The sequence below is a fragment of the Faecalicatena orotica genome (assembly GCF_003149245.1).
GTDB lineage: Bacteria > Bacillota > Clostridia > Lachnospirales > Lachnospiraceae > Faecalicatena_A > Faecalicatena_A orotica.
Genome location: NZ_QGDL01000004.1, coordinates 150,652 through 176,029 on the forward strand (window position 1 = coordinate 150,652; position 25,378 = coordinate 176,029).

Below are 25,378 nucleotides of genomic sequence, written 5' to 3' on the forward strand. Positions count from 1 at the left end.
GATTATTTTTTGTGGATTTTTCACATATTCCAACCATATTAAGTCATTTCCACCTTTCCTCTTCAGAAGTATTGAACCGCTGTAGTACGTTAGACGAAATACCTTTTTAACTAATTATGTACAAACGATCATTTTCAGTAATTTAAACCAAACCATATGCTCTGATTATCTTTTTTCTTGACAAATCTGTAAAAGAATGGTAGGTTAAATTTAGAGACGTATGAATACGTATTCATTACTGTGTTATGTACCTGTGCAATTATAAAAAGGAGGATTATTATGAATCGAAGAGATGCTTTTACAGCTGCTATGAACCACGAGGATGGTGCGCCGCTGTTTGTTGATTTTGGCAAACACATTGGCTCCCCCCACCTTACAATGTACAAGAAATTAAAAGAATACTTAAATACGCTTGATTTCCCAGAGGAGGAACGTATTATAGACCGTATGGCACAGACCTGCTGTGTAGATGAATGTCTCCTCAAGGAGTTTGATGTGGATTTCCGCTGGCTGACCCCCGACCTCACTGTCGGTTCAGAAGAAGTGGATGACAAACACTATAAGGATATGTGGGGTGTTTTGTTTCAATATACCGGTGATCACTGGGCTATCGTAGGAAGTCCGCTCGCCGATGCCGAGGATGAAGAAGATATTCTTGCGGCACACTATCCTGATCCTCATAATCCAGCTCTTTTTGCCGGTCTTGAAGAAAAAGCAAAAGATCTTTACGAAAATACCGATTATGTTCTTGGCGCTGACGGATTGAAATGTGGTCTTCTGCAGACTGCACTCCAGATGCGGGGATATGAAGATTTTATGTGTGATCTTATGGCCGATGAAGACTTTGCTAATGCCCTCCTTGATAAATTACTGGAAGTTCAAAAGGAAATGTGGACGGAATTTTTGAACAGAGTTGGAAAATATGTACAGCTTGTTTATCTGACGGATGATTATGGGACCCAGGATTCACTGCTGATCTCCCCTGACATATTTAGACAGTACATAAAACCCAGAAATGAAGAACTTATCCGGCATATCAAGAGTCTGGCAGATGTTAAAATTATGTTCCATTGCGATGGTTCTATCCTCCCCATTCTGGATGATATGATTAAGATGGGCGTAGATATTATCAATCCTGTTCAAACTTCAACCGAAAGTATGAAAGATACCGCTATGCTGAAAGAGCGCTTTGGCAGCAGACTTAATTTTCACGGTGCTATCGATGTACAGCAGATTCTTCCTAATGCTTCTATTTCCGAGATTAAAGAAGAAGTTAGGAAGCGGGTACAGGATTTGTGGGCAGGAAAAGGCGGGTATATTTTGGCTCCCTGTCATAACATCGGTCACGATATAGAACCAGAAAAGTTAACTGCTGTATTTGAAGCAGTAAAAGAACTGAGGCGTTCCTGAGAAAAATAGCAAACGCATTTTTCCCGGAGCAGATCAATAGAATTATGATAAAAGGCAGTCAGAGAAATGTATTTTCTCCGGCTGCCTTTTATCATGATTATTCCATAGTAAATTTCTACTCTTTGTGCTAAAATAAAAAAGGTTTCTGTTTAACTTAGAGCTCTGTAAGTCTTATATCTCTATGTTGAACATGATATCTGAGAACTTATATTAAGGAGATGAAACTATGACAGTCATCCGACCCTTTCAGGGCGTGCGGCCCGCAAAAGAACTGGCTTCTTCTATTGCCGCACTGCCTTATGATGTATATAACCGCGAAGAAGCCAAAGAAGTCGTGGAGCAGAACCCTCTGTCCTTTTTAAAGATTGACCGGGCAGAGACACAGTTTCCGGACGATGCAGATATGTATTCCCAGAGCGTCTATGACCGTGCTAGAGACACGCTCGACAGTATGGCTGCTGATGGTTCTTTTATTCAGGATGAGGCAAAATGCTATTATATCTACGCACTTACAATGGGCGGACGCACACAGACCGGACTTGTCGGCTGTGCCTCCATTGATGATTATCTGGAAAACCGGATTAAAAAGCATGAAAATACAAGGGAAGATAAAGAGCTGGACAGAACCCGCCATGTCGATACACTGAGTGCCCAGACAGGGCCCATTTTTCTGGCCTACCACGCAGTTTCTGAACTAAACCAGATACTGGATGCGGTTAAAATGACTCTGCCTCTCTATGATTTTACGAGTGAGGATTCTGTACGCCATCAGGTATGGAAGATCGGAAGTCATGATAATATTGAAAGAATTGCTCATATTTTCGAAGAGGTTGATAATATTTATATAGCAGACGGCCATCACCGTGCCGCCTCGGCGGTAAAGGCTGGGCTGAAGCGCAGGGAAGAGTTCCCGGCATATACAGGGGACGAAGAATTTAACTATTTTCTTTCAGTACTTTTTCCGGCCGAGGAGCTTCATATTTATGACTATAACCGGGTCGTTTCGGATTTAAACGAGTATACGTTCGATGCCTTTCTGGATATGGTCAGAAGCGGATTTGAGGTTTCAGAACCTCAGACAGAAGCTGTGCGGCCATCGCAGAAAGGGGAGATCGGCCTCTACGGAAATGGTTTCTGGTATTCTCTGCATGCGAAGCCATTCCTTTTCTCGGAAGATCCCGTGAACAGTCTGGATGTTTCCATACTGCAAAATGTGGTTCTCGGACCACTGCTTGGCATCCGGGACCCGAAAACAGACAGCCGAATCCGGTTTGTCGGAGGAATCCGGGGACTGGAAGCACTTGCTGAGGCAGTCGATGATGCAGGGGACGGGGCAGCATTTGCCATGTACCCGACTTCGATGGACGAACTGCTGCGAGTAGCGGACGCCGGAAAACTGATGCCGCCCAAATCTACATGGTTTGAACCTAAACTTAGAAGTGGACTGCTGATCCACCGTTTCGAAAGAAGCGAACACTTGGCAACATAAGAAAGGAGATTTTATTAATGGAAAGAAATGACGCATGCTGGTGCGGCAGCGGAAAGAAATATAAAAAATGCCACATGGCTATTGATGAACAGATCACACTACACGCGGAGAAGGGCGAGATCGTCCCGAGCCGCAAGCTGCTTAAAACCCCGTTCCAAATCGAGAAGATTAAAGAAAGTGCAGCGCTCAACACTGCGGTTCTGGACGCTGTGGCTGAACAGATTCATATTGGGATGAGCACGGAAGAGATAGACCGGATCGTCTATGATGTCACGACGAAAAACGGCGGGATTCCTGCACCGCTTCATTACCAGGGCTTCCCGAAGAGTGTGTGTACATCACTCAATAACGAAATCTGCCACGGTATTCCGGATGAGAACATCATTCTGGAAGAAGGAGATATCATCAATGTCGATGTCTCTACCATACTGAACGGATATTTTTCTGATGCATCAAGAATGTTTAAGATGGGGAAAATATCAGAGCGCGCAGAACGCATTATCAAAGTGACGGAAGAGTGTGTGGAACTGGGACTCGCCGCAGCCAAACCGTGGGGGCACTTAGGTGATATCGCCGATGCCATCAACACCCATGCACAGGCGAACGGATATTCCGTCGTCGAAGAAATCGGCGGCCACGGAATCGGACTGCAGTTCCATGAAGACCCGTTCGTAAGCTATGTAACCCCTAGGGGAAGCGAAATGCTCCTCGTGCCGGGCATGATGTTTACGATTGAACCTATGATCAACGAAGGCAGCCCAGATTTCTTCGTTGACGAGGACAATGACTGGACTGTATATACGATTGACGACGGACTATCCGCACAGATTGAATATATGGTGCTTGTGAAAGAAGACGGAATAGAAGTACTGACAAAATAAAGAAGATGCGGCTGCCCCCAGCCGCATCTTCTCTTATATCTCAAGCCTCTGCCGTGCAAACACAGCCGCGCCGATCACGCCTTTGCCGATGAATTCTTTTGAATAGAGATAGTCAAACCCATAAGCCATGACGTCCCTCCCTGTATTCTCATTCACGGCTCTCTCGAATTCTTCCCGCGGGAAATCTGCCATTTCCGGCACCCCGCCGCCCACGATGATCGTGTCAGGGTTAAAGATCGTGACCATGACTGCATAAATATATGCACAGGCCTGAATGAAATCCTTCATCGGTTTTTCATCCTTATGCTTTGTAAACATATCCTGGATCTCGGTGTCCGGATAATACTGTCTGCGCAGCTCCTGCAGCCGCCATCCGGATGCATAGCACTCGCAGCAGCCGGTTTTCCCGCAGCTGCACCTGACATCCCCGCCAAAGTATGGAATGTGCCCGATATCCAGTTCTGCCCCGTTCTTTCCTTCCAGAGGCTTTCCGTCAATCACTACGGATGAACCGACGCCTGTGCCGATATAAATACCGACTACCACCTTCTGTTTTTCAAGGTGGTTTGCCGCGATATCGTACAGCAGGATATTATTCACATCATTGTTGATAAACACTGGTACTTTAAAATATGCCCTGATTCCCTCTGCCATATTGGTATGGGAAAAGACTGCTTCTCCCTCCTGATTCCGGATATTTGTGGTACAGATGACCGTTTCCTTGTCATTCTCCACAGAGGAAGGGACTCCGATCGAAATCGCTTCCACCTTCCGGATATGATTCTTCTCTATATAATCTGCGATGATTTCACAGATCTTTTCGATTGGTTTGTCTGCATATGCAACAGCCGAACTTTTTATCACAGAGGGAGACAGCATTTCATTATCCGGCGTAACTGCACCGATACGAAGATTGGTGCCGCCCAGATCAATTCCGATAATTACGTTCTCCATATTACTCCATTCCTACTTCCTGATGCAGACAGTACAAACTTTTTGCGGACGAATCTGTTTGTGAAGCCCGCTTATATGGAATCTGCAATCTCGTCAATCCATGCATTTCTCGTCATATAGAAGCATCCGCGCATCATATGGTATTCATCATATTTCGCATTCCTTGCCTGTACATGGATCGGGATTGCATCATTCTTCATCTCTTCCATAAATGCCTTGAAATGTTCTGTAATGATCCTGCAGTAGTCGCTTTTACAGCTGTCTACTACAATTCTGGTAGGATTATACACCCACAGGAGATTATACAGAACCTTTGACACTGTGTTCAGCACCGGAGTCAGTATCTGTACTGCCTGCGCATCGTTCTCCTGATACAGCTTAAGCATTTCGGAAAAATGCAGATTCATTCCCGCTTCTTTCATCGTTCTTTTCACGGCAGAGATGGATACGACCTCTTCCAGAGTGGTAAAACGATTCTCATTCCCGTCCATTGTGATGAGCATCTTTCCGACCTCTCCTGCCATATTCTCTTCCCCCGCGACCGCTTCGTCTTTGTGGATGAAATATCCTCCGACCCCATAGCCACAGTAGAAGTAGAACTGGCTCTCCATTTCCGGGTTCAGGCTGTCATACTCTGACCTCGCCGCTGCAAATACATCATGAAGTATCAATATATTATTTATTCCAAATTCATTCTCAAATAATTCCCTGATATGTAATTCTTTAAAATCAGGTATCAGATCATAGTTTACAAGATCCACTTCTTCATCATAGGCACTCGGCACAAAAACGGCCATACCCGTTGTGGCAGTGGATATTGTTTCAAGTTCCTCCCTGATGGCCTGAAAAACGTCCGACAGAGATTCCCTGTAAGTTCTTTCACTCTCCAGAGGAATGCTTCGTTCCCTTAGGAGTCTCTCATATATGTCATAGATCAGGAAACTGATCTCATCCTCAGAGGTAAGATTCACACACACAATATTACCGTAATTCTCTGCAATCTCAAGTACCTTGGGATTCCTCCCCACATCTGAGTTTGCAGACTCCTTTTCTACCAGAATACCGGCAGCTATCAGATCGTCGACCACATGCTTGACCGTCATAAGGCTGATGTGGTTCTCCTTCGCAAGAATACTCCTTGTTGTGGATTTACTCCGTATGATACTCTGCAGGATATTTCCCATATTTACATTTCTGATATTTTTTACTGTCAGGACCGGTTTCTTTTCTACTGCCATATTGTCTGAATCTCCCTCTGCATTTACGCGATTTTTCACCTGTAGTTTATTTTAAACAGGTCTTAAGAGACTTGTCAATGATTTCAACCGCCTCATCTACATTTTCGCGGGAAGTAATCAGGGCCGGATGCATAACGACTACTACATTTTCCAGATTCTTACGGCTTTCCAGTTCGGTAATCAGGCCGTTTTCGAGCATGGTTTCGTAGAATTCCTGACCGAGTACATACTTGTCTGCATTCGGGCTTCCTTCTATCTCAATGCCCTGAAGCAGGCCGCGTCCGCGCACATCTTTGATTACATCGTATTTTTCTTTCAGGACCAGAAGCTTCTCATGAAGGTAATCCCCTGTCTCACGGCTGTTGTCTACCAGATGTTCCCTCTCGATAATTTCCAGATTTTTAAGCGCACTGCGGCATGTCAGCGGATAGCAGGAGTGTGTATGTCCGTGCAGGCTGATTTTGCTCATTGCTTCCCCGATCTCCCTGCGGCATAGAACCGCGGATCCCGGTACATAGCCACTCGTCAGGCCTTTCCCGGTGACAAGGATATCCGGCGTTACGCCCTCATACTGACAGGCGAACATCGATCCTGTCTGGCCGATACCTGTTACAACCTCGTCGAAGATCAGAAGTGCGCCATACTTATCGCACAATTCTCTTACACCCTTCCAGAATCCCTTCGGAGGCACAATCACGCCGCCGGCCGCAAAGATTGGCTCTGAAATGACCGCCGCGATGCGGTCCCCGCCTTCATGCAGCATCGTCTGCTCCAGATATTTCAGGCACTGCAGTCCGCAGGTGCCCGGCTCTTTACCGAAATCACAATGGTAGCAGTAAGGTGGTGCAGAATGTACGAACCCTCTCGGAAGCAGTTCGGAAATCCCTGAGTTTTCCTGAATCATCTCTGATTTACCCGTTGCTGCTGCAGCTCCTGCTGTGGAACCGTGGAAACCTCTTCTAAAGGAAATGACTCTTCCTCCGCCTCTGTAATATTTTGCCGTCTTCAGCGCAAACTCATTGGCGTCTGATCCGGTACATCCGAACATCACCTTGTCGAGTCCTTCCGGTGATATTTCAATCATTTTTTCCGCCAGGGCTGCTCTTTCTTCTGTCGCAAAACAGGACGTTACAGACACCAGCTTTTCCAGCTGCTCCTTCAGGGCCTCAATCATTTCCTCATTTCCATGTCCAAGGGTACAGGCAGAAAACTGTCCGGAGAAATCCAGATATTTTTTTCCTGACTCATCGTACATATACATTCCCTTACCCCTGGTAAATACAATATCGTCCGTTGTATAGCACTGTATTAAATATTTTTTATCTTTTTCGATTGTCTTCATACTGACATCTCCTTTTTGTCTAAATGTCATATCTTTGACAGGGCTGCTTCGTCTGCAATGACCGTCACATCCCTGTGAAGCTGCAATATGGAGGCCGGCACACGTGGAGTAATCGGTCCGCCAAGCATACGGCTGAGGGCATCTGCCTTCTCTTCGCCGCTTGCCAGCAGCAGGATCTTCTCCGCACTCATGATCGTGCCGATACCCATTGTATATGCCTGTCTCGGTACATCTTCAGCATTCTCGAAGAATCTCTTATTCGCCTCAATGGTACTCAAAGCAAGTGAAACGCAGTGGCATTCTTTTATGAAGCTGTCCGACGGTTCGTTAAAACCGATGTGCCCGTTCCTCCCGAGTCCCAGAAGCTGGAGTCCGACGCCCCCGGTGCTTTGGATCAGTGCTTCATATTCCCTGCATACGGCGTCTGCATCTTCCCGCTCGCCGTCCGGGATAAACGTATTCTCTTCCTTTATATTTACATGGCCAAACAGATTCTCTTTCATAAAATAATAGTAGCTCTGGCTGTCCTCTCTGGAAATTCCTCTGTATTCATCCAGATTCATTGTCCTGATTTCTGAAAAGTCCAGAATTCCTTCCTGATACCACTTGCAAAGATATCTGTAAGCCCCTGCCGGGGTGGAGCCTGTTGCCAGGCCCAGAGCTTTCTCCGGGCCGGACACAATCTGCGCTGCAAGGATGGTTGCAGCCTTTTTACTCATTTCGTCATAATCTTTTACTCTGTATACTCTCATAATTTATGTACACCTTATTTATCCCACTCACCATACTTGGCAATTACTTTGTCTTTGATCATCTGGCAGAACTCATCTGTTACTTTGAAATCATTTACGACTGTATACCAGTAGCCGTTGCTTTTCAGGAATTCTTTTTCATACTTGATTGCAGCAAATACGTCGTCCCATGTGATTCCCATGCCTTCCGGACGGATCTCAACACCTGCCCTGTGGATAATATCAAGTATTCCGTCAGGATCATTTCCGCCCATAGCTGAACCTACGAAGATTCCTAAGCATACTGGCTGTCCGTGGATAAATTTCTTCTTTGTCATGTACTCTAATGTATAGAATAAGAAGTGGTCGCTTCCCTCGATCGGTCTTGGGTTCCAGCCATTGTTGTGGAACGCTCCGCCGCCCCATCTTAAACCTTCTGTCAGGATGCGGATTCCTTTTTCATTTAGCGCATAGATATCATCAAGCCCGTCTACGACTGACTGGAATACTTCTCTGACTTCTGCAACCATCTCTTCGTCATATGGCCATTTCTCTTCGCATTTGCCCTGATCTGCAGCATATTTCCAGTCAAACATGGAGTTATTGTAGCAGAGTACGTCGCAGACACCGCTTCTGTTGAGAGCTTTCGGTCCGTTCTGGATAACATCATAATCCACATATACTGCAACCGGCTCAACATACCCCACATACTTTACAACACTGTTGAAACGAACACCGGCACGGTGTCCGAACACTGCATTTGTCGCGATAGAAGTCGGAACCTGGTACAGAGGCATGTGGCTCTTCCATGCCACCATCTTTGCATAGTCAACTGCCTGTCCGCCGCCGAGGCCGATGACGGATTCAAACTTCGGAAGCTTCTCAACATTTGCCATGATCTCATCATATTCCAGTGTTTTTACAAAATGCACGATACAGTCATCGTCAAATTCATCCTTAAAGGTATCCCATAAATCCTCCATCGTCACTACCAGATAAGGTCTCTGCACGATGTTTTTTAACTCTCCCACAAGGTTACGTCCGTAGATTGTTGTAAATAATTTTTTTGCCATGATTTTTTCTCCTTTTATTCTTAAATATAATTTATAAACACTATTTAATATTATGGTATAACGAAATTTTTCATTTGTCAATCATTAATTCTAACTATTTTCCACTTCCATATTCATGCGCCTTTCGCGCACTTCACGCATACACTCATCCAACCTCTTGTCACTGAGTCCATAGAACATCTGAACGATAAAATGGATCATTGTCACAATAGCCGGCAGGATAAACGCAAGTACTAACAGCCATGTCAGTGTTGACTCCGACTGTGCCTGATTTGCCACGTAACCGGAACCGTCCAGCAGGATTCCCATGATCTGTGCCCCGAGTGCCGCACCGATCGTGATACAGAACCCGTTGATTGCAGAGATGATTCCCGCCTGCCCTTTGCCGTTCTTCCACTCACCGTAATCTACCGTTGCCGGAATCATAACATTTGAGAAAGAATAGTATGCCCCGCTGAAAATACCGTTGAGGACAAATAACACGAATAATATCCCAAACTGCATGGAATCTGCTGCAGCTCCCGGCCCGTAAGCCCTGCACAGGACAAACAGGAGGATACTGACTGCCGCGCTTCCCACCATGCAGAACTGGTAGGCCCTTCCCGTATCTCTGAACAGTCTGATCAGGGGCTTCATAAAGAACACACCGAACATTAATGCCACCGTAAATGCGAACATTGCCACGGAATAAAAGTCTTTCAGACCCAGATAATATGTAAATACATAGATAACCATACCATTCTTGATCGCCTGCATGATCTGCTTTAGCACCTCACCGACCTGAAGAATAATAGCCGGGCGGTTCTTACCAAAACTCTTAAGCTGGAGAAGGAGGTTCTCGTGGTCTACCTGACGGAGATGTTCCCTGCAGGAGCCGTCCCGGTTCAGCTCATATTTCCTTGTCATAAATACATTCAGCACCTGAAACAGCATTACGGTAAGCCCGATCGTCACTGCCGCCCAGAAATATCCCTGTGCTTCATTTCCACTATTGCCGCCAAACAGTTTTACCAGAGGGAGGAACAGAGATGCTGCGACAACCTGTGCCAGATTTGTGCACACACTTTTTACAACTGCTATCGTCTCTCTTTCTCTTGGATTCCTCGTCATATTACAAAACTGTGCAATCTGGGGCATAAAGGAAAACGTCGCACCGATAGAGCCAAAGCATCCATAGCAGATTGCCGCCCACCCGATCTTCAGCCCCGTACTCTCTGTCGGCAGTGCAGTAAATACACCCACAAACAGGAGAAACAATGGCACTATGCCAAATATCGCCCAGGAGCGGTAACGCCCCCACCGGTAACAGACATTGTCCAGCATATAACCGACCCACAGATCGGTGAAGCAGTCGGCGAACCGGGCAACCAGCATAATCGTTCCCGCCACCGTGGCGCTTAAGCCAACCACATCGGTGTAAAAATAAACCAGATAGTATCCGAATATAACCCATGAAACCTGAAAACTATATGCGCCGTACATACTGTGTATAATCTTATCGTACCACGGCACCTTCGCTGTCGTTGAAGTAAAATCAATATCGTATGGATCTCTTCTATTTCTCAAAACATCATCCTCCCTGTCCTGCTTATACTACTTGGGTCCGGCCCTGTCGGGCGTTAGTTCTCCCACGCTCCGTATTTGACAGTCACTTTATCTTTGATCATCTGGCAGAATTCGTCTGTTACCTCAAAGTCATTCACAACTGTATACCAGTAACCGTTGTTTTCGAGGAATTCTTTTTCATACTTGATTGCAGCAAATACATCGTCCCATGTAAGCCCCATTCCTTCAGGCCTGATCTCGACGCCCGCCCTGTGGATGATATCAAGGATTCCGTCAGGATCGTTGCCACCCATTGCAGATCCGACGAAGATTCCCAGGCATACCGGCTGTCCGTGGATGAATTTCTTCTTTGTCATGTACTCTAATGTATAGAATAGGAAGTGGTCGCTTCCCTCGATCGGCCTTGGGTTCCAGCCGTTGTTGTGGAACGCCCCGCCGCCCCATCTTAAACCTTCTGTCAGGATGCGGATTCCTTTTTCATTTAGCGCATAGATATCATCAAGCCCGTCTACGACTGACTGGAATACTTCTCTGACTTCTGCAGCCATTTCTTCGTCATATGGCCACTTTTCTTCGCATTTTCCCTGGTCTGCGGCATATTTCCAGTCGAACAGTGAGTTGTTATAGCACAGTACATCGCAGACACCGCTTCTATTGAGCGCTTTCGGTCCGTTCTGGATAACATCATAGTCCACATAAACTGCAACCGGCTCTACATAACCTACATACTTTACAACGCTGTTGAAACGAACTCCCGCGCGGTGTCCGAATACTGCATTAGTTGCAATCGAGGTTGGAACCTGATACAGAGGCATATGACTCTTCCATGCTACCATTTTAGCATAATCTACAGCCTGTCCGCCACCAAGGCCTATGACAGATTCAAACTTTGGAAGTTTTTCAACATTTTCCATAATCTCGTCATATTCGAGAGTTTTTACAAAGTGCACGATGCAGTCATCGTCGAATTCGTCTTTAAAGGTATCCCATAAATCTTCCATCGTAACTACCAGATATGGCCTCTGTACAATGTTCTTCAATTCTCCTACCAGATTGCGACCGTAAATTGTTGTAAATAATTTCTTTGCCATAATACATTTCTCCTTCTTTTCTATTATCTCGTTGTTGTTTTCCTATTCATAAACTTTATTTCTAAATAGTGTTTATAAATATTATTTAACATTATAATACGCGTATATTCCCGATATGTCAATTCTTACAAATTCACAAATAACAAGGAAGATTTTTATGCACTTTTAACAAAAAAATGCCCTGCAGTCTAAGCAGGACATTTCCAAATGTCATCCCTATGTTCTTCCATCAGGCAAACTTCCTGATCTTCAACTCTACTCCCAGTGATTCTGCCAATTCCCGGCTTGCCTGAATATCCTCTTCCGGCAATACATCTACAATGGTCATCCTTACATGTGGGATCACCCCTTTGCATTCCACGGCAAAATCCAGCATTGCTTCGAATGCATTCTCAAATTTCGGCCGTGTCACATCCATATACGCCTCCTTTGTCGGTGCATTCAGACTGATGGATACCGAATCCACCACCTCTGCAAGAACAGGAACAATGTCCCTCTCATGATAGAGATTTCCAAGTCCATTCGTGTTGACCCTTATCGCAACCCCGTATTTTTCCTTCGCATACTTCGCAGAAGCAATCATATTGTCCAGTGCACAGGTCGGCTCTCCATAGCCGCAGTATACGAGTTCCGTATACCCTGTGAAATCAAATGCATCCATCGCCGCAATAATCTCCACCAGCGTCGGATCAGCCTTATGCCACAATGTCTCTGCATCACCGACACCGTCCTCATGGCTGCGGATGCAGAACCGGCATCTGCAGTCACAGAGATTCGTGATATTTGCGTAAACCTGATTTTTATAAGTATACAGTATATCTGCCATATTAATTTCCTCTCTTTTTTCCCTGCCTGTTATTCACACATATGCAGTATTTTCTGGGTTTTATTCTTCACATGCGCCTTATCCATTGCTGCTGCCAGCACAAGGAAAATGACTGCGCTCCCGCCGGACTGCACCGCACTTCCGGCAAACGATGCCAGCGGCGCTATAAAGGAGCCAAACAGAATTCCTTCTGCAAGATAATACCCGGAGGCGGAGATAACTGCCGCAAGGAAAGGTGCCGCAATGTTTCTCTGCGCAAGGATTCTGCCTTCTTTACTCGTAAAAGGCAGTGTAATCAACATCTTGATGATAATCGTCGCCGGAGCCCACATCGGCGCCGTCAGGATATCCGCCATTCCGCCTCCGATTGCAGCCGCCGTGAGCGCGTATGGCCTCGGGAGAAAAACTGCCGCCATATAAATCAGTGCATCCCCGAAATGAATATACCCTCCGTTTGCACCGTAAGGGATATGGCAGATATAGGCTGTCATCACCGTAATCATAGCCGCAAACAGACCTGTCATAGTAACTTTTGATGTGTTGCTTTTCATGCTCTTAGGCCTCCTTTTCTACTGGTTGGTATTCTTCATCAGCATACCGAGGAACTGTTCATAATTCACCCCGTCGTTGCGCGGGATATTTTCCTTCACAGAATCCACAATCGCCCGCTCAATAAAACCTCCGGCCAGCCGGATACTTTCTGTTATCTTATCACCACGCGCAATTCCCGCCGCTATGACAGATGCGAAAAGGTCACCCGTTCCGGAATAGCTCCCCCCTACATATGGAAATGCAGAGAGACTCACCTGTTTACCGGATACTGCAAGGTTTCCCATCTTCTCCACACCGTCTTCCCCATCCAGAAAATGGATTCCGGTCACCACAACGGTATCCGGTCCCTTTTTAATCACGTTCCTCGCCATCTGTTCCACGATAGTCAAAAGATTCCGCTCATCCGTCATATTCTGGATCATCCTGTAGTCCGTATCCGTCAGCAGGCAGAGCTCTGTCAGGTTAGGGGTAATCGCATCCGCTTTCCAGACAAGTTCCTTCATAAGGCTTAAAAGCCGGTCTGTAAACATGGCATATACATTGCCATTATCCCCCATGACCGGATCAACTAAAAGAAACGTATTCTTCCTTTGAAATGTCTTTAAAAATGTAAATATATTCTCAATCTGGTGCTCACTTGCCACAAATCCGGTATAAATTCCGTCAAACTGAGCATCCATCTTCTCCCATTCCTGCCGGAAGTTTTCCATTTTATCTGTGTAATCATCGCAGAAATAACTCGGGTACCCTGTCTGTGCGCTTAAGACCGCAGTAGGCAGGGGACACGGCTGGACCCCCATTGCCGCGATCACCGAAATGGCAGCGGTGAGGGAGCATCTTCCAAATCCTGATAAATCATTGATGACAGCAATTTTTTTAGTCATAATACAGCCTCATTTCTTTTCTATGGTAATGATGGAATTCTTCTACTTGCATGACATCATATCACAGAAGTGGTTTACTCAAAACGTCCAGTTATACCATATTTAAGCAAGCCAGTTTTTTTCAATGAAACAAAAAGGAGTGCTGCAAAATGTGATTACTCATCATTTTGCAGCACCCCTATTACATTGTCCTATTCCTCCACGATTGTCCATACGCGGACCGGAAGACCGGCCGCCTTACACGAACCGCTTTAATCTGCGATATATCCGCCCTTTTTCAGCTCTTCCTTTGCCTTCGCAAGGTTTGCATCGGCTACAAGGATAATCGGTCCTGTACAGCCCATTCCGCTTTCTGCATACACTCCGATCTTCCAGAGTGCCTGAACGCCGTCTTCCAGATCCATGATCTCGATTCCCGCGATCTGTGCAGTAACTACTTCTTTTGCCGGCGCTGTTACAACTTCCTGTGCCACTGCGGATTTGTCAGAAGCTTTTCTGGCTGCAAGTATATCTGCAAGTCCTGCTTTATTTGCTGCTGCAAATTCTGCTGCTGCCACTTTGAAAATTCTGCCTTTTACAAGCTGTGCCGCATAACGGATCGCTCCTGCAATGAGAGGCGCCCCTGATGCACGTGAAATGATCATGACAAGCTGGTCATATCCTTCGCCTATTCCCGGGCCATATCCGTATCCTGATGCTTCATAGCTGCCGCCTGTTGTGAAGGAGGACAGCATTTTGATCAGGATATTTCCGGATAAGGAATCACATACCATGATGTCCGGTGTCCCCTGGAGGACATCGTTTCCTCTCATGACACATCCTCCGTCAGCTCTTGCTGACTCAGCAAAATTGATGTGATAGCCGTTATCTTTTAACTGCTTCAGAGCGATCTCTGTCTGGCGCGCTCCGTCCACATTCAGAATTCCGACTGTAGGTTCTGCATTTCCGCATGCTTTTGCTGCAATGATTCCGTAAATTGCATTTTTGATCATGCCTTCAATACGGTCAGCACTGGATGTACCCGTTGTTGTTGCCACATACATCTCTCTGCCCCTGCCCGGTGTCACAGCGCGTCCTACTGTAGATACGCCGATCGGGAACGGGTAATGCATGGTAACTGCTCCGTCTACTTTCTTTTCTTTCAGAAGTTCTTCCATCTTCTTGTGGGCCGCTTCTTCATCTTCAACCTTTACAGTGATAACATTGCCTGAAGAATTTCCATTCTCTTCTGACTCTAAAGTTCCAATGTAATATACATCTATTCCGTCTTTTGCAGCGGCAATTGCTGCTTCCATTGCGTTTGCTTCACCATGTTCGCTGCCCATGCCTGTCAGTGCAATTTTCGGTCTTTTACCGAAGCTTCCTGTCTCCAGGCCCTCCGCCATCTGAAGGAAGGTATCGGCGATCATTTTCTGAATATTATCTGCCATAGTCACTGCCTCCCTTACTCTGCCAGTAAAGAAGCTGCAAAATCCTTCATTGCGTTTGCGATCATCTTCTTTACTTCATCCTCTGAAACACCTGCGTCTGCTGCACTCTCCTGTGCTGCTGTATTTCCGTGCATTACAAAGGATACACCATCGAATAAGTTTGTCATTCTTCCAAGGAACAGACTTCCCTTACCGATGATCATTGCATTATTGATCCGGCCTTCTTTGATGTCTTCACTTGCGAATCCGATATAAGGCACACCTGAAGGAATATGTCCCTGTGTAGGAGCCCATCCGGTAAGTCCGTGTGAAGCTGTGAAATCAGCCAGTGCTTTTCTGTCGAGCTCGCCGCGTTTTACAGCAAGCGCACCAATCATCTTGTAATTGGCAAGCGGAACATCTCCTGCACCTGCCGGTTTTGTGATGTCCGGGTTCTGGAGCTCCGGTGCAAATTTGTCAATATCTGTAATCTTCATGCCCACTCTGTCAAGTGATTCTGTTACAAGGCTTCCGATAACTGCCTGCGGTGCAGAACCGGTTCCTACACTGTGGCGTCCCAGAAGATTCAGGTCGATCTCAGCGCTGACTCCGTCATTTTCAGAAATAACAACAGCAAATCCGCCGAGGCAGTCTTCTAAGATTGGAAGGCCTTTCTTGATGTGGTCCTTTCCGTTCATTCCCAGTTTCGCGGTACATCCGCCTGCTGTTACAACAACCGTCTTGTACGCACCTGATTTAACCAGTGCTGCCGCTTCAATTACTGCGTGTACAGGTGCCGCACAGAATCCTCTTACGTCTGATCCGGATGCGCTGACAAGTCCTGCCACTTCGGCTGCTGCCTTTGCAAAGTTTCCGCCGCCTCTCTGGTTCATATCGCCGCATGCTTCCTCTGCACAGTCGATAACATATTCAACATCAGACTTCTCAATTCCTGCATTGCGTACTGCATAAAGCAGGGCAAGAACGCTGGATGCCTTGCTCATCAGGTTTTCATGCATAACATGTGAAGATAAATTCACATCAATATCATGTGCCGGTTTTACACATCCAACCAGTTTATTCTGGAAGTACAGGCCCTCTGCGTGATCATTGTTTACGAATTCTTCGATCTCAGAGAGTTCAGCGCCTTCCGTGATTTTTTCTACGATATCTTCTGAAATGATCGGGTTTTTCGCAAATGCTTCTTTGTATTCTGCAACAAAACCTTTTTCCAGTTTTACAACCTCGAACATGTCACATGCCTGTACAAGGAATAAGAATTCTTCCTCCGGCATGATCTCGCCGAATTTTCCGTAACGGCCGGCATCTTCTTTCTTCTTGTCATACCACGGAAATTCTACCCCTGTAAGCTCATCAGGATGTACATTTCCGATATAAGTCTGGTTCGGCCAGTAGGAAACTGCTTCCTCATAGGAACGCAGGTGGTTTGGCACTTCTTTTAAATACTCTGATTCCGGGTTAACAATCTTCTCTGTTGTCTGTGTTGTACCATTATATAAAACCATATCAGGAGTATGTACTAATACATAGCTTGCTCCTTTAATTACACTGTTCATTGGTTTTCCGCCTTTCTTAAGCTCATATAGTTTGATTCGTGATATAAATTCCGGTAAGGAACTGTATTAACAGGAAAAAAAAGAGGGCAGGCCCTTATCGGGTACACTTAAGGCCTGCCCCTCTTAACTTGTGAAGTAGAACTAACAGTCTATAAGTTTTATTAGAACTTGCAGTACTGCTCTCTGATGTCGGTCATTTCATTGATAATATCATCAACATCGAGTACCATTTCCATCATACTGATCTGTTCATCATAAACGGCTTCATCAAATTCTTCTTTCATCTCTGGTTCACATACGTGATATACCTGAAGTCCAAGCTGGACTCCTGTCAATGGACCTGCAAAAGTAGGATCACCTGCTGTTACAGTCTCAGCTGCAAGACCTGCAGCTTCGCCTTCTGCAGCACCGAGAACTACTACTAAGTTCTCTGCACCGTATTCGTCAGCAAATTCTTTTACCCTCTTCTGATTCTCTAAGTCCATTGCGCCTGCGCTCGTTCAGACGAAACATTCCGTGGATGAAAATACAATTTCAGCGCCGGCAGTTTTTACACATTCTGCGATAGCCGGTCCCGGAATTCCATCACGGTCTCCGATAATTATTGCTTTTTTACCTTCTAAGATAGCCATAATTATTCGATCTCCTTTCTTGTAAGTTATATCACTCATCTTGTAATCTATGATCTAGAAAACATCTAATTAGATGTATTTCTTAATCATTGCTTCAATGCTCTCAGGAGTAGCATCATCTTTCACTACTTCGTCGATCTTCTCTCCGCCTTTGTAAATTGCCATAACAGGAAGTCCAAGAACTTTCTGTGCAATCGCAAGACGACGTGCTTTTGTTGTATTCAAAGATGTAAATTTCATCTTATCGCCATATGTCTCTGCAAATTCATGTACCTTCGGCATCAGTGCCTGGCATGGCACACAGCCGTCTCCGTAGAAATCTACGAATACATATCCTTCTGCTTTTAAAACTTCTTCCTCAAAATTAGTCTTATCCAAATCTACCATTGGTCAAACCCTCCATTCTTGTAAAGTACTTCCTTTGGTTACTGTATGTCCTAGAAATAATCTGACATACTTCTTTCCACCTGAACGGCTGCGATTGCGCCGTCAGCAGCCGCTGTTACAACCTGTCTCAGGCTCTTGATGCGGACATCTCCTGCCGCATAAACACCCGGGATATTAGTATGCATATCAGCGTCTGTTTTGATGTATCCTCTCTCGTCCATGTCAATGATTCCCTTGAACACGTCAGAGTTGGGAACTGTTCCAATGAACCCGAACAGGCCGAACATTCCATCATCCGGATCAGCCTCTACTGTTCTGATCTCTCCTGTCTTTACATTCTTCACTGTCATAGACTGAAGAATATCGTCACCGAAAAGCTCTTCCACTACAGAATCCCAGAAGAATTCGATCTTCGGATTAGCAAATGCCTTTTCCTGAATGGATTTTGCTGCACGCAGTTCATTACGTCTGTGGATAATGGTTACTTTTCTGGCAAACTTTGTGAGGTACATAGCCTCCTCAACTGCGGAGTCGCCGCCGCCTACTACATATACTTCAAAATCTTCAAAGAAATTAGCATCGCATGTTGCACAGTAAGACACACCCTTGCCCATAAACTCCCTCTCACCTTTACAGCCGATCGGTCTTGCGTGGGCTCCTGTTGCGATGATTACATTCTTAGCCTGATATTCTGCTTTCTCACTCTTTAAGATCTTTACTTCGCCTTCCAGTTCAACCTCTTTGATTGTATCAGATACGCGCTCTGCGCCAAACTTTTCAGCCTGCTGTGTCATTCTCTCGATCAGTGACGGGCCTGACTCCCCATCTACGATCTGTCCCGGATAGTTCTCGATCTCATCTGTGATCGCGATCTGTCCCCCGTCCTGTCCTTTTTCGATAATCAGTGTGGACAGACGGCTCCTGCCTGCATATAATCCTGCTGCAAGTCCTGCCGGGCCTGCTCCCAGAATAATAACGTCATATATTTTGCTCATAACGAAAGTTTCCTCTCCTTCGCGAATTCAATTGCAGGAGATACTTTCCTGATTACTATTATCAGGAAGGTATCCCCCTTTTTATTTTACTCGAAAATCTTCTGTCCGTCTACTTCTGTTGTTAAAGCATTCAGTGCTTTTACAACAATCCTGCGGCGGAGTTCTTTTTCCTCTTCGTGGCTTAATGCCGGGTTTCCAAGAGGATGTGGTATCGCGATAGCCGGAACGATTCTGTTCGCCCCTACTGTCATAGAAATCGGTGTTACAGTACAGATATGTACTACAGGGATTCCCGCTCTTTCCACTTCTTTCACCATCGTTGCACCGCAACGAGTACAGGTGCCTCAGGTGGAGGTGAGGATGACTGCGTCTACGCCTGCCGCAAGCAGTTTCTGTGAAAATTCAGCAGCAAATGCTTTTGAGTTGGCAACGGACGTACCATTCCCCGTTGTTGTATAGAATTTGTTATGCAGTTCCCCGATAACGCCTTCTTTTTCAAGGTCACGAAGCACATCTACAGGCAGTACCCTGTCTGAATCTTTGTTTGCGTATACCGGATCGTATCCGCCGTGTGCTGTCTCGTATGTCTCTTCTGTCAGGTCATATACACCTGTGATATCGTACTCTCCGTAGTGTGATGCACTGGAGCTTTCGATATGGTCCGGATTTCCTTTCGGAACAATACCGCCTGATGTTACAAGGGCGATCTTTGCATGAGCTAAATCCTTTACTGCCGGATTCGGGTCAACTCTGTCGAAGTCTGGCATCGGATACTCTGTTACGAACGGTTTGTCATTCAGTTTCTTAAGCAGCATCTTTACTGCCCTCTGTGAACCTCTTTCTTTTTCAAAGAAGTTTACACGGATGCCATTAGGCATGTAGCCTTCTTCTGCTGATGCACCGATCGGCTCGCCTTTTGCAAGCTTCAATGCCAGAGGTGCCATCTTAGAAACAGCGTCTCTCATACCTGCCGCATTGTTTTTCGTAGCAATCATATATACCTGGTTCTTGAACATATCTGCACCAGGGTTCTCAACATACATACCTGTAAGTGCCGGGATTCCCAGTTCTTCCTGTACTGCAGCAGAGATCGTAGCACATGCCACGCCGTAACGTCCTGCGTTGAATGCCGGTCCTGCGATAAATACATCCGGAGCCTGCTCTTTTACCATAGCCAGAATGTCTGCTTTTGCCTTCTCCAGGTTCTCATTGAAATAAGAGTCACCGCACACGATTGTAGCGATAATCTCTGCATCATCTTTAAAGCTGGCTGTCAGTGCCATACCCGGTCCAACAACCTCTCCTACACGGATTTCTGCCGGATAATCAGCTTTTTCCTCTCCGCCAATCTGTGCGAAGAATTGATTAATATAATGAACAACTTTAATTTTAGCCATTTCTTCTCCTCCCCGCTATCTTGCACTCAGCTTGTTAAAGCCAGTTTCGTTTGTTGCGCCTGTGATAACCTGAAGCTCAACTTCCAAGCTTCCATCCTCGCGAAGAGTCTCTTCACTTGCACCTGCGATCTTAGTTACATAGTCCAGAGTACCGATCACCTTGTCCAGTTTAGGAAGAATGATCACCTGGTTTGCATTTCCGCCTGTGATAACAGCATCTGCTGCCGGGTCTGCGTCTGCGAGAGACTGGGATTTACCGTCACGTCCTGCATACTCATCTGTGATGATAACAGTCTTAACGCCTTCTGCCTCAATCTTCTTGCAGTTCAGGATCAGGTCTGTATCCGGATTTCCGAATCCTTCCTGAGAAACGATAACGCCGTCCAGATCAAGCATCTTGCAGAGCTTTGCTGTCCAGTCGGATGAACGGAGCTTGTCAGCTAAGTACACGTTCTCATTTGTAATGATCTGGCATACAAAGTTCAGAGTTTTTCCGTGCTGTTCGAATAAATCATGTACAACCGGATTGTTCAGGTGTACATATGTCGGGTTCTTGTCACATGCAGATACGCAGTTTCCTGATACAATCGCGCCGTCCATGATCTCTGTCGGGCTTAAGATTGTAGGAACGATTCTCTTTGCGTCTACGCCGTAAACATATGTGTCATGCAGAAGCCCCTGGCTCTGCAGCATCTGTACATATGCAACTCTCGGAAGGTCAGGATACTTCTCAATACCTTCTTTAATCGTGCATGTCTCATATACTTTTGTCTCATCAGGTGTCAGGTCGCGAGCTAATTCCCCAATATAAACTGCAACCCTGAATCCTGCAAGTCTCACTGCTTTTTCATAATCATGAGGTTCGATTCCCTCTTCCGGTTCACATACCATAACCAGGTTCTGTGTCTTTGAGAATGGTGTATATTCTGCTCCGGGGCCTGTCATATCAATGATACCTTCCTGGAATCCAACGATCTTGCCCGCTGTTACAACAGCCATTCCTTTCAGTGCATAAGTCTTGCCTTCTCCGACTGTATCAGTCTTAGAGATGACGCCAGGGAAAATTCCTCCTCTTCCCTCAACTTTTACTCTCGGTTCAATAACATCCTTTACCGGTGTGATTCTTACTGACTCTCCCGGTCTCGCAATATCAAGTGATACACTCTTAATCTTTTCCTCCTCCAGAGCAACTGCCTTCACAGCCTCCTCGGATACATAAAGGACTCCGTCTTCAATCTTTGACTCCGGTCCGAACTGGATATCCTTAATGTAAATGTGTCCCATTTCTAATCTCACTTGTCATGCCCTCCTCTCAATTATTTGATTACTATTCGCAGGTGCGAACAGTATCAGCATTTTCATAGTTTTCGTACAACTAGGCGATTCAAAACCTCTTTTGAACTTACTGGCGCTGGTGCTTCTCTTTGCAGCCGCCGCCATGTGCACCGGCCTACCAAAGGTCGGCTGATGCCAATCCACTTTCTAACAGGGTCCAGTCAATCATCTGAAAGTCTTTGTACACCCCGGCGCCGTACTTGTCTGACTTAAATTCAAACTTCCGGCAGGCCTGGATGGCACTTTCAATGATCTGTACGGACCAGTCATCCATCTTCTCCTTTCCTTTTGTAATTAGAATTGATTTGTATGGTGTTTCATTCGGCTTTACGCTTCCTGATAACGGATGTGTTAAAAGCCGGTGACCATCGTGGATTCTGTCTCTGACGTCTTTTAGAATCTCTTCGTAAGAAATCTCCCTGTATATGACTTCGTGCCCGTCTTTCAGCTTTTCAAAAACAAGTGGATTGTTGGTTATGACTATGTAGTTGCCTTTGCTCATGTTACCCTTCTTCTCCTTTGGCTTTTCAAAGATAAAAAAAGACAATTTAAACACGCCCGTGTATAAATCGTCCTCCTTTCTGTTTGTTTGCCCTGATTCCTTTGTTTTAAAAAGCGCTCAGCACAAGATTCAGAATGTGGTACGTTTCCCAGTCCTTTTGCCTGAAAGTTTCACCCGTATACGTTCACCCTCGTATACATGGCTTGCCTCTTCGGCGGCCGGTCTGCCCGGCTCTCTCTTGAAAAACATCATCCCACTATGCAGTTTACTTATAGACAACTAGAACCCAGTCTATTGCCTGTTTCTATAATAACCAATTGTTAAAAAATTTGCAAGCTCTCAGGAAAAATTTCATCAAATTAGTTATTCTGCACAACCTGTTTCCCTGTTTGTTCCCGTTTTTCCGTTCCAGAAATCCAATACATTTATGCAGATTGTATAAAAGAATATTTCTATACTATTTATAGACATTTTCAATAACTGATATCAGCCAAGCTTTTTATTCCTATACTCATTGGCAGACATTTCTGTATACTTCTTAAAGACTCTTGAAAAGTGTGCAATATCCAAAAATCCGACCATCTCCGCCACATCACCGACTCTTAAAGAAGGGTCCTTCAGAAGCTGTTTCGCCTCTTTTACCCTGATCTCATTCAGGAGTTCGCTGAAGCTCTTCTTCATATGCTTATTCAGGAGTTTGCTGAGATGCCACTGGCTCACATACATCTTGTCAGCCAGCTCGGATAAGGTAACCTTTTCCGCATAATGATTCTGCATATATTCCATAGCATTCTTTACGATAAAGCTTCCCGCAGTTCCTTCGGAATCCTCTTCCGTGTCCTCATGCCCTGCCGCTTCCGGCTGTTTCTTCTTCAGTTCGCTTACCATGAATTGAACGGCCTCTTCCAGTTCGGTGAGGTTGGATGGTTTTAAAAGGAATCTGCATACACCTAGACGGATGGCGGTCTGCGCGTAATCAAAGTCCCGGTAGCCTGTGAGTATGGCGATCATGGCATCGGGCTGTTCCACGCGGATTGCCGCGATCATCTTCAATCCGTCCATGCCCGGCATGGCGATGTCTGAGAAGATGATATCCGGTTCCTGTTCCCGGATCACCTTCACGCCCTCCATGCCGTCATATGCAGTCCCGGACAGACGGCAGCCGTATTCTTCCCACTTAATCACACGGGACAAGCCTTCGACTATAATCGGCTCATCATCGATAATTACAACTTTATACATTTTCCCACCCTCATAAACAAGGCGTCCTGCGGATCTACCCTTTGATGGCTCCTGCAGTCATACCTTTGATAATATGCTTCTGTAATATAATATACACAATTATGACCGGAATGACAACTAATGCTACCGCTGCCGCCATAAGTCCGTAGTTGGTTCCCTCCATAGCAGTCAGCTCGTTCAGAAGGCGGGTGATGGCCCTCTGTTCCGGCAGGCGCAGCAGGAACATCTGTGTAAACAGGTCATTATAACTCCACAGGAATGAGAAAATCGCTACTGTCGCAAAAGAAGGTTTTGTCAGCGGCATCACCACCTTGAAGAAAATCTGGTAGGCATTGCACCCTTCCATGTATGCGGCTTCTTCCAGTTCAATTGGAAGAGACTTGATATAACCGCTCAGCACCACGATCGCAAATGACAGGTTCCCCGCGATCTGGGGCAGTGCCACGGATAAGAGGGAGAGCCACAGATTGTTTGTGTTGGCGATATGTATCGAATTCAGCATTCTGAATACCGGGATGATCGTCGAGAACACAGGGAACATCATGCCTGCTATGATCAGTGAGTAAACAAATTTCTTTAACCGGAAGCTGTAGCGGACGATGGCAAAGGATGCCAGCCCTGCCAGCAGCACTACGACAAGCGCTACGGTACAGGATATGATAATACTGTTCCGGTAAGCACTGAATATATTCAAACGTTCAAAGGCAGTTTTATAGTTAGATGTTGTAAACAGATCACCGACCGGCAGGGAAAATGAATTTGCCAGAATCTCGTTTTTTGCTTTAAATGAGTTCATGATGATCCAGAATATCGGATAAATTGTTGTCAGGGCCCAGAAGATGAGAATTGCATAAATCACTATCATGCCGGGTGACATACGTTTCTTTGTTTTTGTTTTCATGCCTTATCTCCTTCTTAGTAATCTGCTTCTTTGAACACTTTGTTGACGATTTTAGAGGTTACAATTCCAAGCACTACGATCACGACTGCGATTGCAGAGCTGTAGTCTACATTTTTCGTATTAAATGCCTGATAGTACATATAGGTACCGGTCAGCCATGTTTTGCCTAGCGGCATGCCCTTCGGGAACATAACCCACGGCAGGTCAAATACCTTCAGCGCTCCTGTTACTGCCAGGACAACGCATGTGCAGATGACGTTTCTCAGCATCGGCAGTGTAATATACCTGATCCTCTGCCATCTTGTTGCACCGTCGATAGATGCGGATTCATATAATTCTTCCGGAATATTGTTGAGTCCGGTAATAAGGATTACAAAATAAAAACCTACATACTGCCACATAACCGGAAGCAGCATGATAACCAGCGCGTGTGCCGTATCTTTCCAGTCAGTCAGGGTTCCTTTTCCAAGGAATTCTAAAAGCTGGTTGACCATTCCCTTGTCATACAGGAAGATCAGGTTAAACATCAGACCTAATGCGGTAGCTGAGATAACAATCGGGAAGAAAAATACGGTACGGAAGAATTTTGCCCCCTTTTTGATGTTATCAACCATCAGTGCAAGTGCGACTGCGATTCCGACCTGGCCGACAATTGTTACAAGCATCATGATAATTGTGTTTAAGATTGCGGTCCGCATATTCGGGTCGTTGAACATTTTTACATAGTTCGTATACCAGGGGTCGTTCCATCCCTTGCTTGCAGCACCGAGGCTGGAAATATTCTGGAAACTGTTCAGAATATTTTTAACAAATGGATAGTAAAGAAAAATCACCATGAATATGAATGCCGGTATCAGGAACACAAACAGCGGTTTTTTGTTTCTGTATATATTAGATTCCATGACTCTGCCTCCTACTGAGTTTTAAAAACCGGAGGCGTGTCTGTTCACGGTTCTCACAGACA

General features: G+C 45.6%; 24 protein-coding genes and 1 riboswitch. Of the genes, 3 read left to right on the plus strand and 21 right to left on the minus strand.

Annotation, left to right across the window (positions count from 1 at the left end; translation table 11 throughout):
• Nucleotides 1-279 precede the first annotated feature (279 nt).
• The 3 genes from A8806_RS08240 (at nucleotide 280) to A8806_RS08250 (ending at nucleotide 3,780) form a co-directional block, all read left to right on the plus strand.
• The gene (locus A8806_RS08240; RefSeq protein ID WP_109730715.1) at nucleotides 280-1,410 is read left to right on the plus strand and encodes a uroporphyrinogen decarboxylase family protein; all 1,131 of its coding nucleotides are present in this window, start codon (nucleotides 280-282) and stop codon (nucleotides 1,408-1,410) included.
• Nucleotides 1,411-1,636: 226 nt separating this feature from the next.
• Nucleotides 1,637-2,899 (plus strand): DUF1015 domain-containing protein, encoded by a 1,263-nt coding sequence (locus tag A8806_RS08245; RefSeq protein ID WP_109730716.1) that lies wholly within the window; start codon nucleotides 1,637-1,639, stop codon nucleotides 2,897-2,899.
• Between the two features lie 17 nt (nucleotides 2,900-2,916).
• Nucleotides 2,917-3,780 (plus strand): methionyl aminopeptidase, encoded by an 864-nt coding sequence (locus A8806_RS08250; protein ID WP_109730717.1) that lies wholly within the window; start codon nucleotides 2,917-2,919, stop codon nucleotides 3,778-3,780.
• A 33-nt stretch (nucleotides 3,781-3,813) separates the two neighbouring features.
• On the opposite strand, the gene alsK is transcribed toward A8806_RS08250, so the two are convergent.
• The 21 genes from alsK to A8806_RS08355 all read right to left on the minus strand — a co-directional run bounded on the left by alsK (nucleotide 3,814) and on the right by A8806_RS08355 (nucleotide 25,316).
• The gene (gene alsK / locus A8806_RS08255) at nucleotides 3,814-4,734 is read right to left on the minus strand and encodes an allose kinase (RefSeq protein ID WP_109730718.1); all 921 of its coding nucleotides are present in this window, start codon (nucleotides 4,732-4,734) and stop codon (nucleotides 3,814-3,816) included.
• 71 nt (nucleotides 4,735-4,805) lie between these two features.
• Nucleotides 4,806-5,972 carry an ROK family protein gene (locus A8806_RS08260; RefSeq protein ID WP_109730719.1) on the minus strand — a complete coding sequence of 389 codons (1,167 nt, stop codon included), beginning with the start codon at nucleotides 5,970-5,972 and terminating at the stop codon, nucleotides 4,806-4,808.
• A 46-nt stretch (nucleotides 5,973-6,018) separates the two neighbouring features.
• Nucleotides 6,019-7,314, minus strand: coding sequence for an aminotransferase family protein (locus tag A8806_RS08265; RefSeq protein ID WP_109730720.1), 1,296 nt, complete (start codon nucleotides 7,312-7,314; stop codon nucleotides 6,019-6,021).
• A 26-nt stretch (nucleotides 7,315-7,340) separates the two neighbouring features.
• Entirely contained in the window at nucleotides 7,341-8,066 is a 726-nt protein-coding gene (gene nagB / locus A8806_RS08270) for a glucosamine-6-phosphate deaminase (protein ID WP_109730721.1), read from the minus strand.
• 14 nt (nucleotides 8,067-8,080) lie between these two features.
• Nucleotides 8,081-9,118, minus strand: coding sequence for an iron-containing alcohol dehydrogenase (locus tag A8806_RS08275; RefSeq protein WP_109730722.1), 1,038 nt, complete (start codon nucleotides 9,116-9,118; stop codon nucleotides 8,081-8,083).
• Between the two features lie 90 nt (nucleotides 9,119-9,208).
• A complete protein-coding gene (locus tag A8806_RS08280) occupies nucleotides 9,209-10,684 on the minus strand; it encodes an MFS transporter (RefSeq protein WP_109730723.1) in 1,476 nt (491 codons plus the stop codon).
• Between the two features lie 53 nt (nucleotides 10,685-10,737).
• Complete coding sequence (locus A8806_RS08285; protein WP_109730724.1) at nucleotides 10,738-11,775, minus strand: iron-containing alcohol dehydrogenase; 1,038 nt, start codon at nucleotides 11,773-11,775, stop codon at nucleotides 10,738-10,740.
• A gap of 229 nt (nucleotides 11,776-12,004) precedes the next feature.
• Nucleotides 12,005-12,601, minus strand: a complete 597-nt coding sequence (locus A8806_RS08290; RefSeq protein ID WP_109730725.1) for a TIGR04100 family radical SAM protein — start codon at nucleotides 12,599-12,601, stop codon at nucleotides 12,005-12,007.
• Between the two features lie 29 nt (nucleotides 12,602-12,630).
• Entirely contained in the window at nucleotides 12,631-13,152 is a 522-nt protein-coding gene (locus A8806_RS08295) for a TIGR04002 family protein (RefSeq protein WP_109730726.1), read from the minus strand.
• A gap of 18 nt (nucleotides 13,153-13,170) precedes the next feature.
• Nucleotides 13,171-14,037, minus strand: coding sequence for a pyridoxamine kinase (locus A8806_RS08300; RefSeq protein WP_109730727.1), 867 nt, complete (start codon nucleotides 14,035-14,037; stop codon nucleotides 13,171-13,173).
• 251 nt (nucleotides 14,038-14,288) lie between these two features.
• Complete coding sequence (gene grdD, locus A8806_RS08305; RefSeq protein WP_109730728.1) at nucleotides 14,289-15,467, minus strand: glycine/sarcosine/betaine reductase complex component C subunit alpha; 1,179 nt, start codon at nucleotides 15,465-15,467, stop codon at nucleotides 14,289-14,291.
• Nucleotides 15,468-15,481: 14 nt separating this feature from the next.
• Nucleotides 15,482-17,023, minus strand: coding sequence for a glycine/sarcosine/betaine reductase complex component C subunit beta (gene grdC, locus A8806_RS08310; protein ID WP_109730729.1), 1,542 nt, complete (start codon nucleotides 17,021-17,023; stop codon nucleotides 15,482-15,484).
• Between the two features lie 161 nt (nucleotides 17,024-17,184).
• Nucleotides 17,185-17,655 (minus strand): glycine/sarcosine/betaine reductase complex selenoprotein A, encoded by a 471-nt coding sequence (gene grdA / locus A8806_RS08315; protein WP_109730730.1) that lies wholly within the window; start codon nucleotides 17,653-17,655, stop codon nucleotides 17,185-17,187.
• Between the two features lie 69 nt (nucleotides 17,656-17,724).
• Nucleotides 17,725-18,042 (minus strand): thioredoxin TrxA, encoded by a 318-nt coding sequence (gene trxA / locus A8806_RS08320; RefSeq protein ID WP_109730731.1) that lies wholly within the window; start codon nucleotides 18,040-18,042, stop codon nucleotides 17,725-17,727.
• Between the two features lie 50 nt (nucleotides 18,043-18,092).
• Nucleotides 18,093-19,037, minus strand: a complete 945-nt coding sequence (gene trxB / locus A8806_RS08325; RefSeq protein WP_109730732.1) for a thioredoxin-disulfide reductase — start codon at nucleotides 19,035-19,037, stop codon at nucleotides 18,093-18,095.
• An 86-nt stretch (nucleotides 19,038-19,123) separates the two neighbouring features.
• On the minus strand, nucleotides 19,124-20,434 hold the full coding sequence (grdB, locus tag A8806_RS08330; RefSeq protein ID WP_109730733.1) for a glycine reductase complex selenoprotein B: 1,311 nt from the start codon (nucleotides 20,432-20,434) through the stop codon (nucleotides 19,124-19,126).
• A 15-nt stretch (nucleotides 20,435-20,449) separates the two neighbouring features.
• Complete coding sequence (locus A8806_RS08335) at nucleotides 20,450-21,730, minus strand: glycine/sarcosine/betaine reductase component B subunit (protein WP_207657856.1); 1,281 nt, start codon at nucleotides 21,728-21,730, stop codon at nucleotides 20,450-20,452.
• 154 nt (nucleotides 21,731-21,884) lie between these two features.
• The gene (locus A8806_RS08340) at nucleotides 21,885-22,271 is read right to left on the minus strand and encodes a GrdX family protein (protein ID WP_109730847.1); all 387 of its coding nucleotides are present in this window, start codon (nucleotides 22,269-22,271) and stop codon (nucleotides 21,885-21,887) included.
• Between the two features lie 139 nt (nucleotides 22,272-22,410).
• Nucleotides 22,411-22,522, minus strand: a riboswitch (glycine riboswitch).
• A gap of 235 nt (nucleotides 22,523-22,757) precedes the next feature.
• A complete protein-coding gene (locus tag A8806_RS08345) occupies nucleotides 22,758-23,513 on the minus strand; it encodes a response regulator transcription factor (RefSeq protein WP_109730734.1) in 756 nt (251 codons plus the stop codon).
• Nucleotides 23,514-23,547: 34 nt separating this feature from the next.
• On the minus strand, nucleotides 23,548-24,414 hold the full coding sequence (locus A8806_RS08350; RefSeq protein WP_109730735.1) for a carbohydrate ABC transporter permease: 867 nt from the start codon (nucleotides 24,412-24,414) through the stop codon (nucleotides 23,548-23,550).
• A 14-nt stretch (nucleotides 24,415-24,428) separates the two neighbouring features.
• On the minus strand, nucleotides 24,429-25,316 hold the full coding sequence (locus A8806_RS08355) for a carbohydrate ABC transporter permease (protein ID WP_109730736.1): 888 nt from the start codon (nucleotides 25,314-25,316) through the stop codon (nucleotides 24,429-24,431).
• Nucleotides 25,317-25,378: the final 62 nt, after the last annotated feature.

What these genes read in the sequence shown, in the direction of transcription:
- A8806_RS08285 (WP_109730724.1), bottom strand. Translation starts at nt 11,775, where the DNA reads ATGGCAAAGAAATTATTTACAACAATTTACGGTCGCAATCTGGTAGGA.
- alsK (WP_109730718.1), bottom strand. Translation starts at nt 4,734, where the DNA reads ATGGAGAACGTAATTATCGGAATTGATCTGGGCGGCACCAATCTTCGT.
- A8806_RS08340 (WP_109730847.1), bottom strand. Translation starts at nt 22,271, where the DNA reads ATGAGCAAAGGCAACTACATAGTCATAACCAACAATCCACTTGTTTTT.
- A8806_RS08240 (WP_109730715.1), top strand. Translation starts at nt 280, where the DNA reads ATGAATCGAAGAGATGCTTTTACAGCTGCTATGAACCACGAGGATGGT.
- grdD (WP_109730728.1), bottom strand. Translation starts at nt 15,467, where the DNA reads ATGGCAGATAATATTCAGAAAATGATCGCCGATACCTTCCTTCAGATG.
- A8806_RS08355 (WP_109730736.1), bottom strand. Translation starts at nt 25,316, where the DNA reads ATGGAATCTAATATATACAGAAACAAAAAACCGCTGTTTGTGTTCCTG.
- A8806_RS08275 (WP_109730722.1), bottom strand. Translation starts at nt 9,118, where the DNA reads ATGGCAAAAAAATTATTTACAACAATCTACGGACGTAACCTTGTGGGA.
- A8806_RS08295 (WP_109730726.1), bottom strand. Translation starts at nt 13,152, where the DNA reads ATGAAAAGCAACACATCAAAAGTTACTATGACAGGTCTGTTTGCGGCT.
- A8806_RS08245 (WP_109730716.1), top strand. Translation starts at nt 1,637, where the DNA reads ATGACAGTCATCCGACCCTTTCAGGGCGTGCGGCCCGCAAAAGAACTG.
- A8806_RS08345 (WP_109730734.1), bottom strand. Translation starts at nt 23,513, where the DNA reads ATGTATAAAGTTGTAATTATCGATGATGAGCCGATTATAGTCGAAGGC.
- grdC (WP_109730729.1), bottom strand. Translation starts at nt 17,023, where the DNA reads ATGAACAGTGTAATTAAAGGAGCAAGCTATGTATTAGTACATACTCCT.
- A8806_RS08350 (WP_109730735.1), bottom strand. Translation starts at nt 24,414, where the DNA reads ATGAAAACAAAAACAAAGAAACGTATGTCACCCGGCATGATAGTGATT.
- A8806_RS08250 (WP_109730717.1), top strand. Translation starts at nt 2,917, where the DNA reads ATGGAAAGAAATGACGCATGCTGGTGCGGCAGCGGAAAGAAATATAAA.
- trxB (WP_109730732.1), bottom strand. Translation starts at nt 19,037, where the DNA reads ATGAGCAAAATATATGACGTTATTATTCTGGGAGCAGGCCCGGCAGGA.
- nagB (WP_109730721.1), bottom strand. Translation starts at nt 8,066, where the DNA reads ATGAGAGTATACAGAGTAAAAGATTATGACGAAATGAGTAAAAAGGCT.
- A8806_RS08300 (WP_109730727.1), bottom strand. Translation starts at nt 14,037, where the DNA reads ATGACTAAAAAAATTGCTGTCATCAATGATTTATCAGGATTTGGAAGA.
- A8806_RS08260 (WP_109730719.1), bottom strand. Translation starts at nt 5,972, where the DNA reads ATGGCAGTAGAAAAGAAACCGGTCCTGACAGTAAAAAATATCAGAAAT.
- trxA (WP_109730731.1), bottom strand. Translation starts at nt 18,042, where the DNA reads ATGGTAGATTTGGATAAGACTAATTTTGAGGAAGAAGTTTTAAAAGCA.
- A8806_RS08290 (WP_109730725.1), bottom strand. Translation starts at nt 12,601, where the DNA reads ATGGCAGATATACTGTATACTTATAAAAATCAGGTTTACGCAAATATC.
- A8806_RS08265 (WP_109730720.1), bottom strand. Translation starts at nt 7,314, where the DNA reads ATGAAGACAATCGAAAAAGATAAAAAATATTTAATACAGTGCTATACA.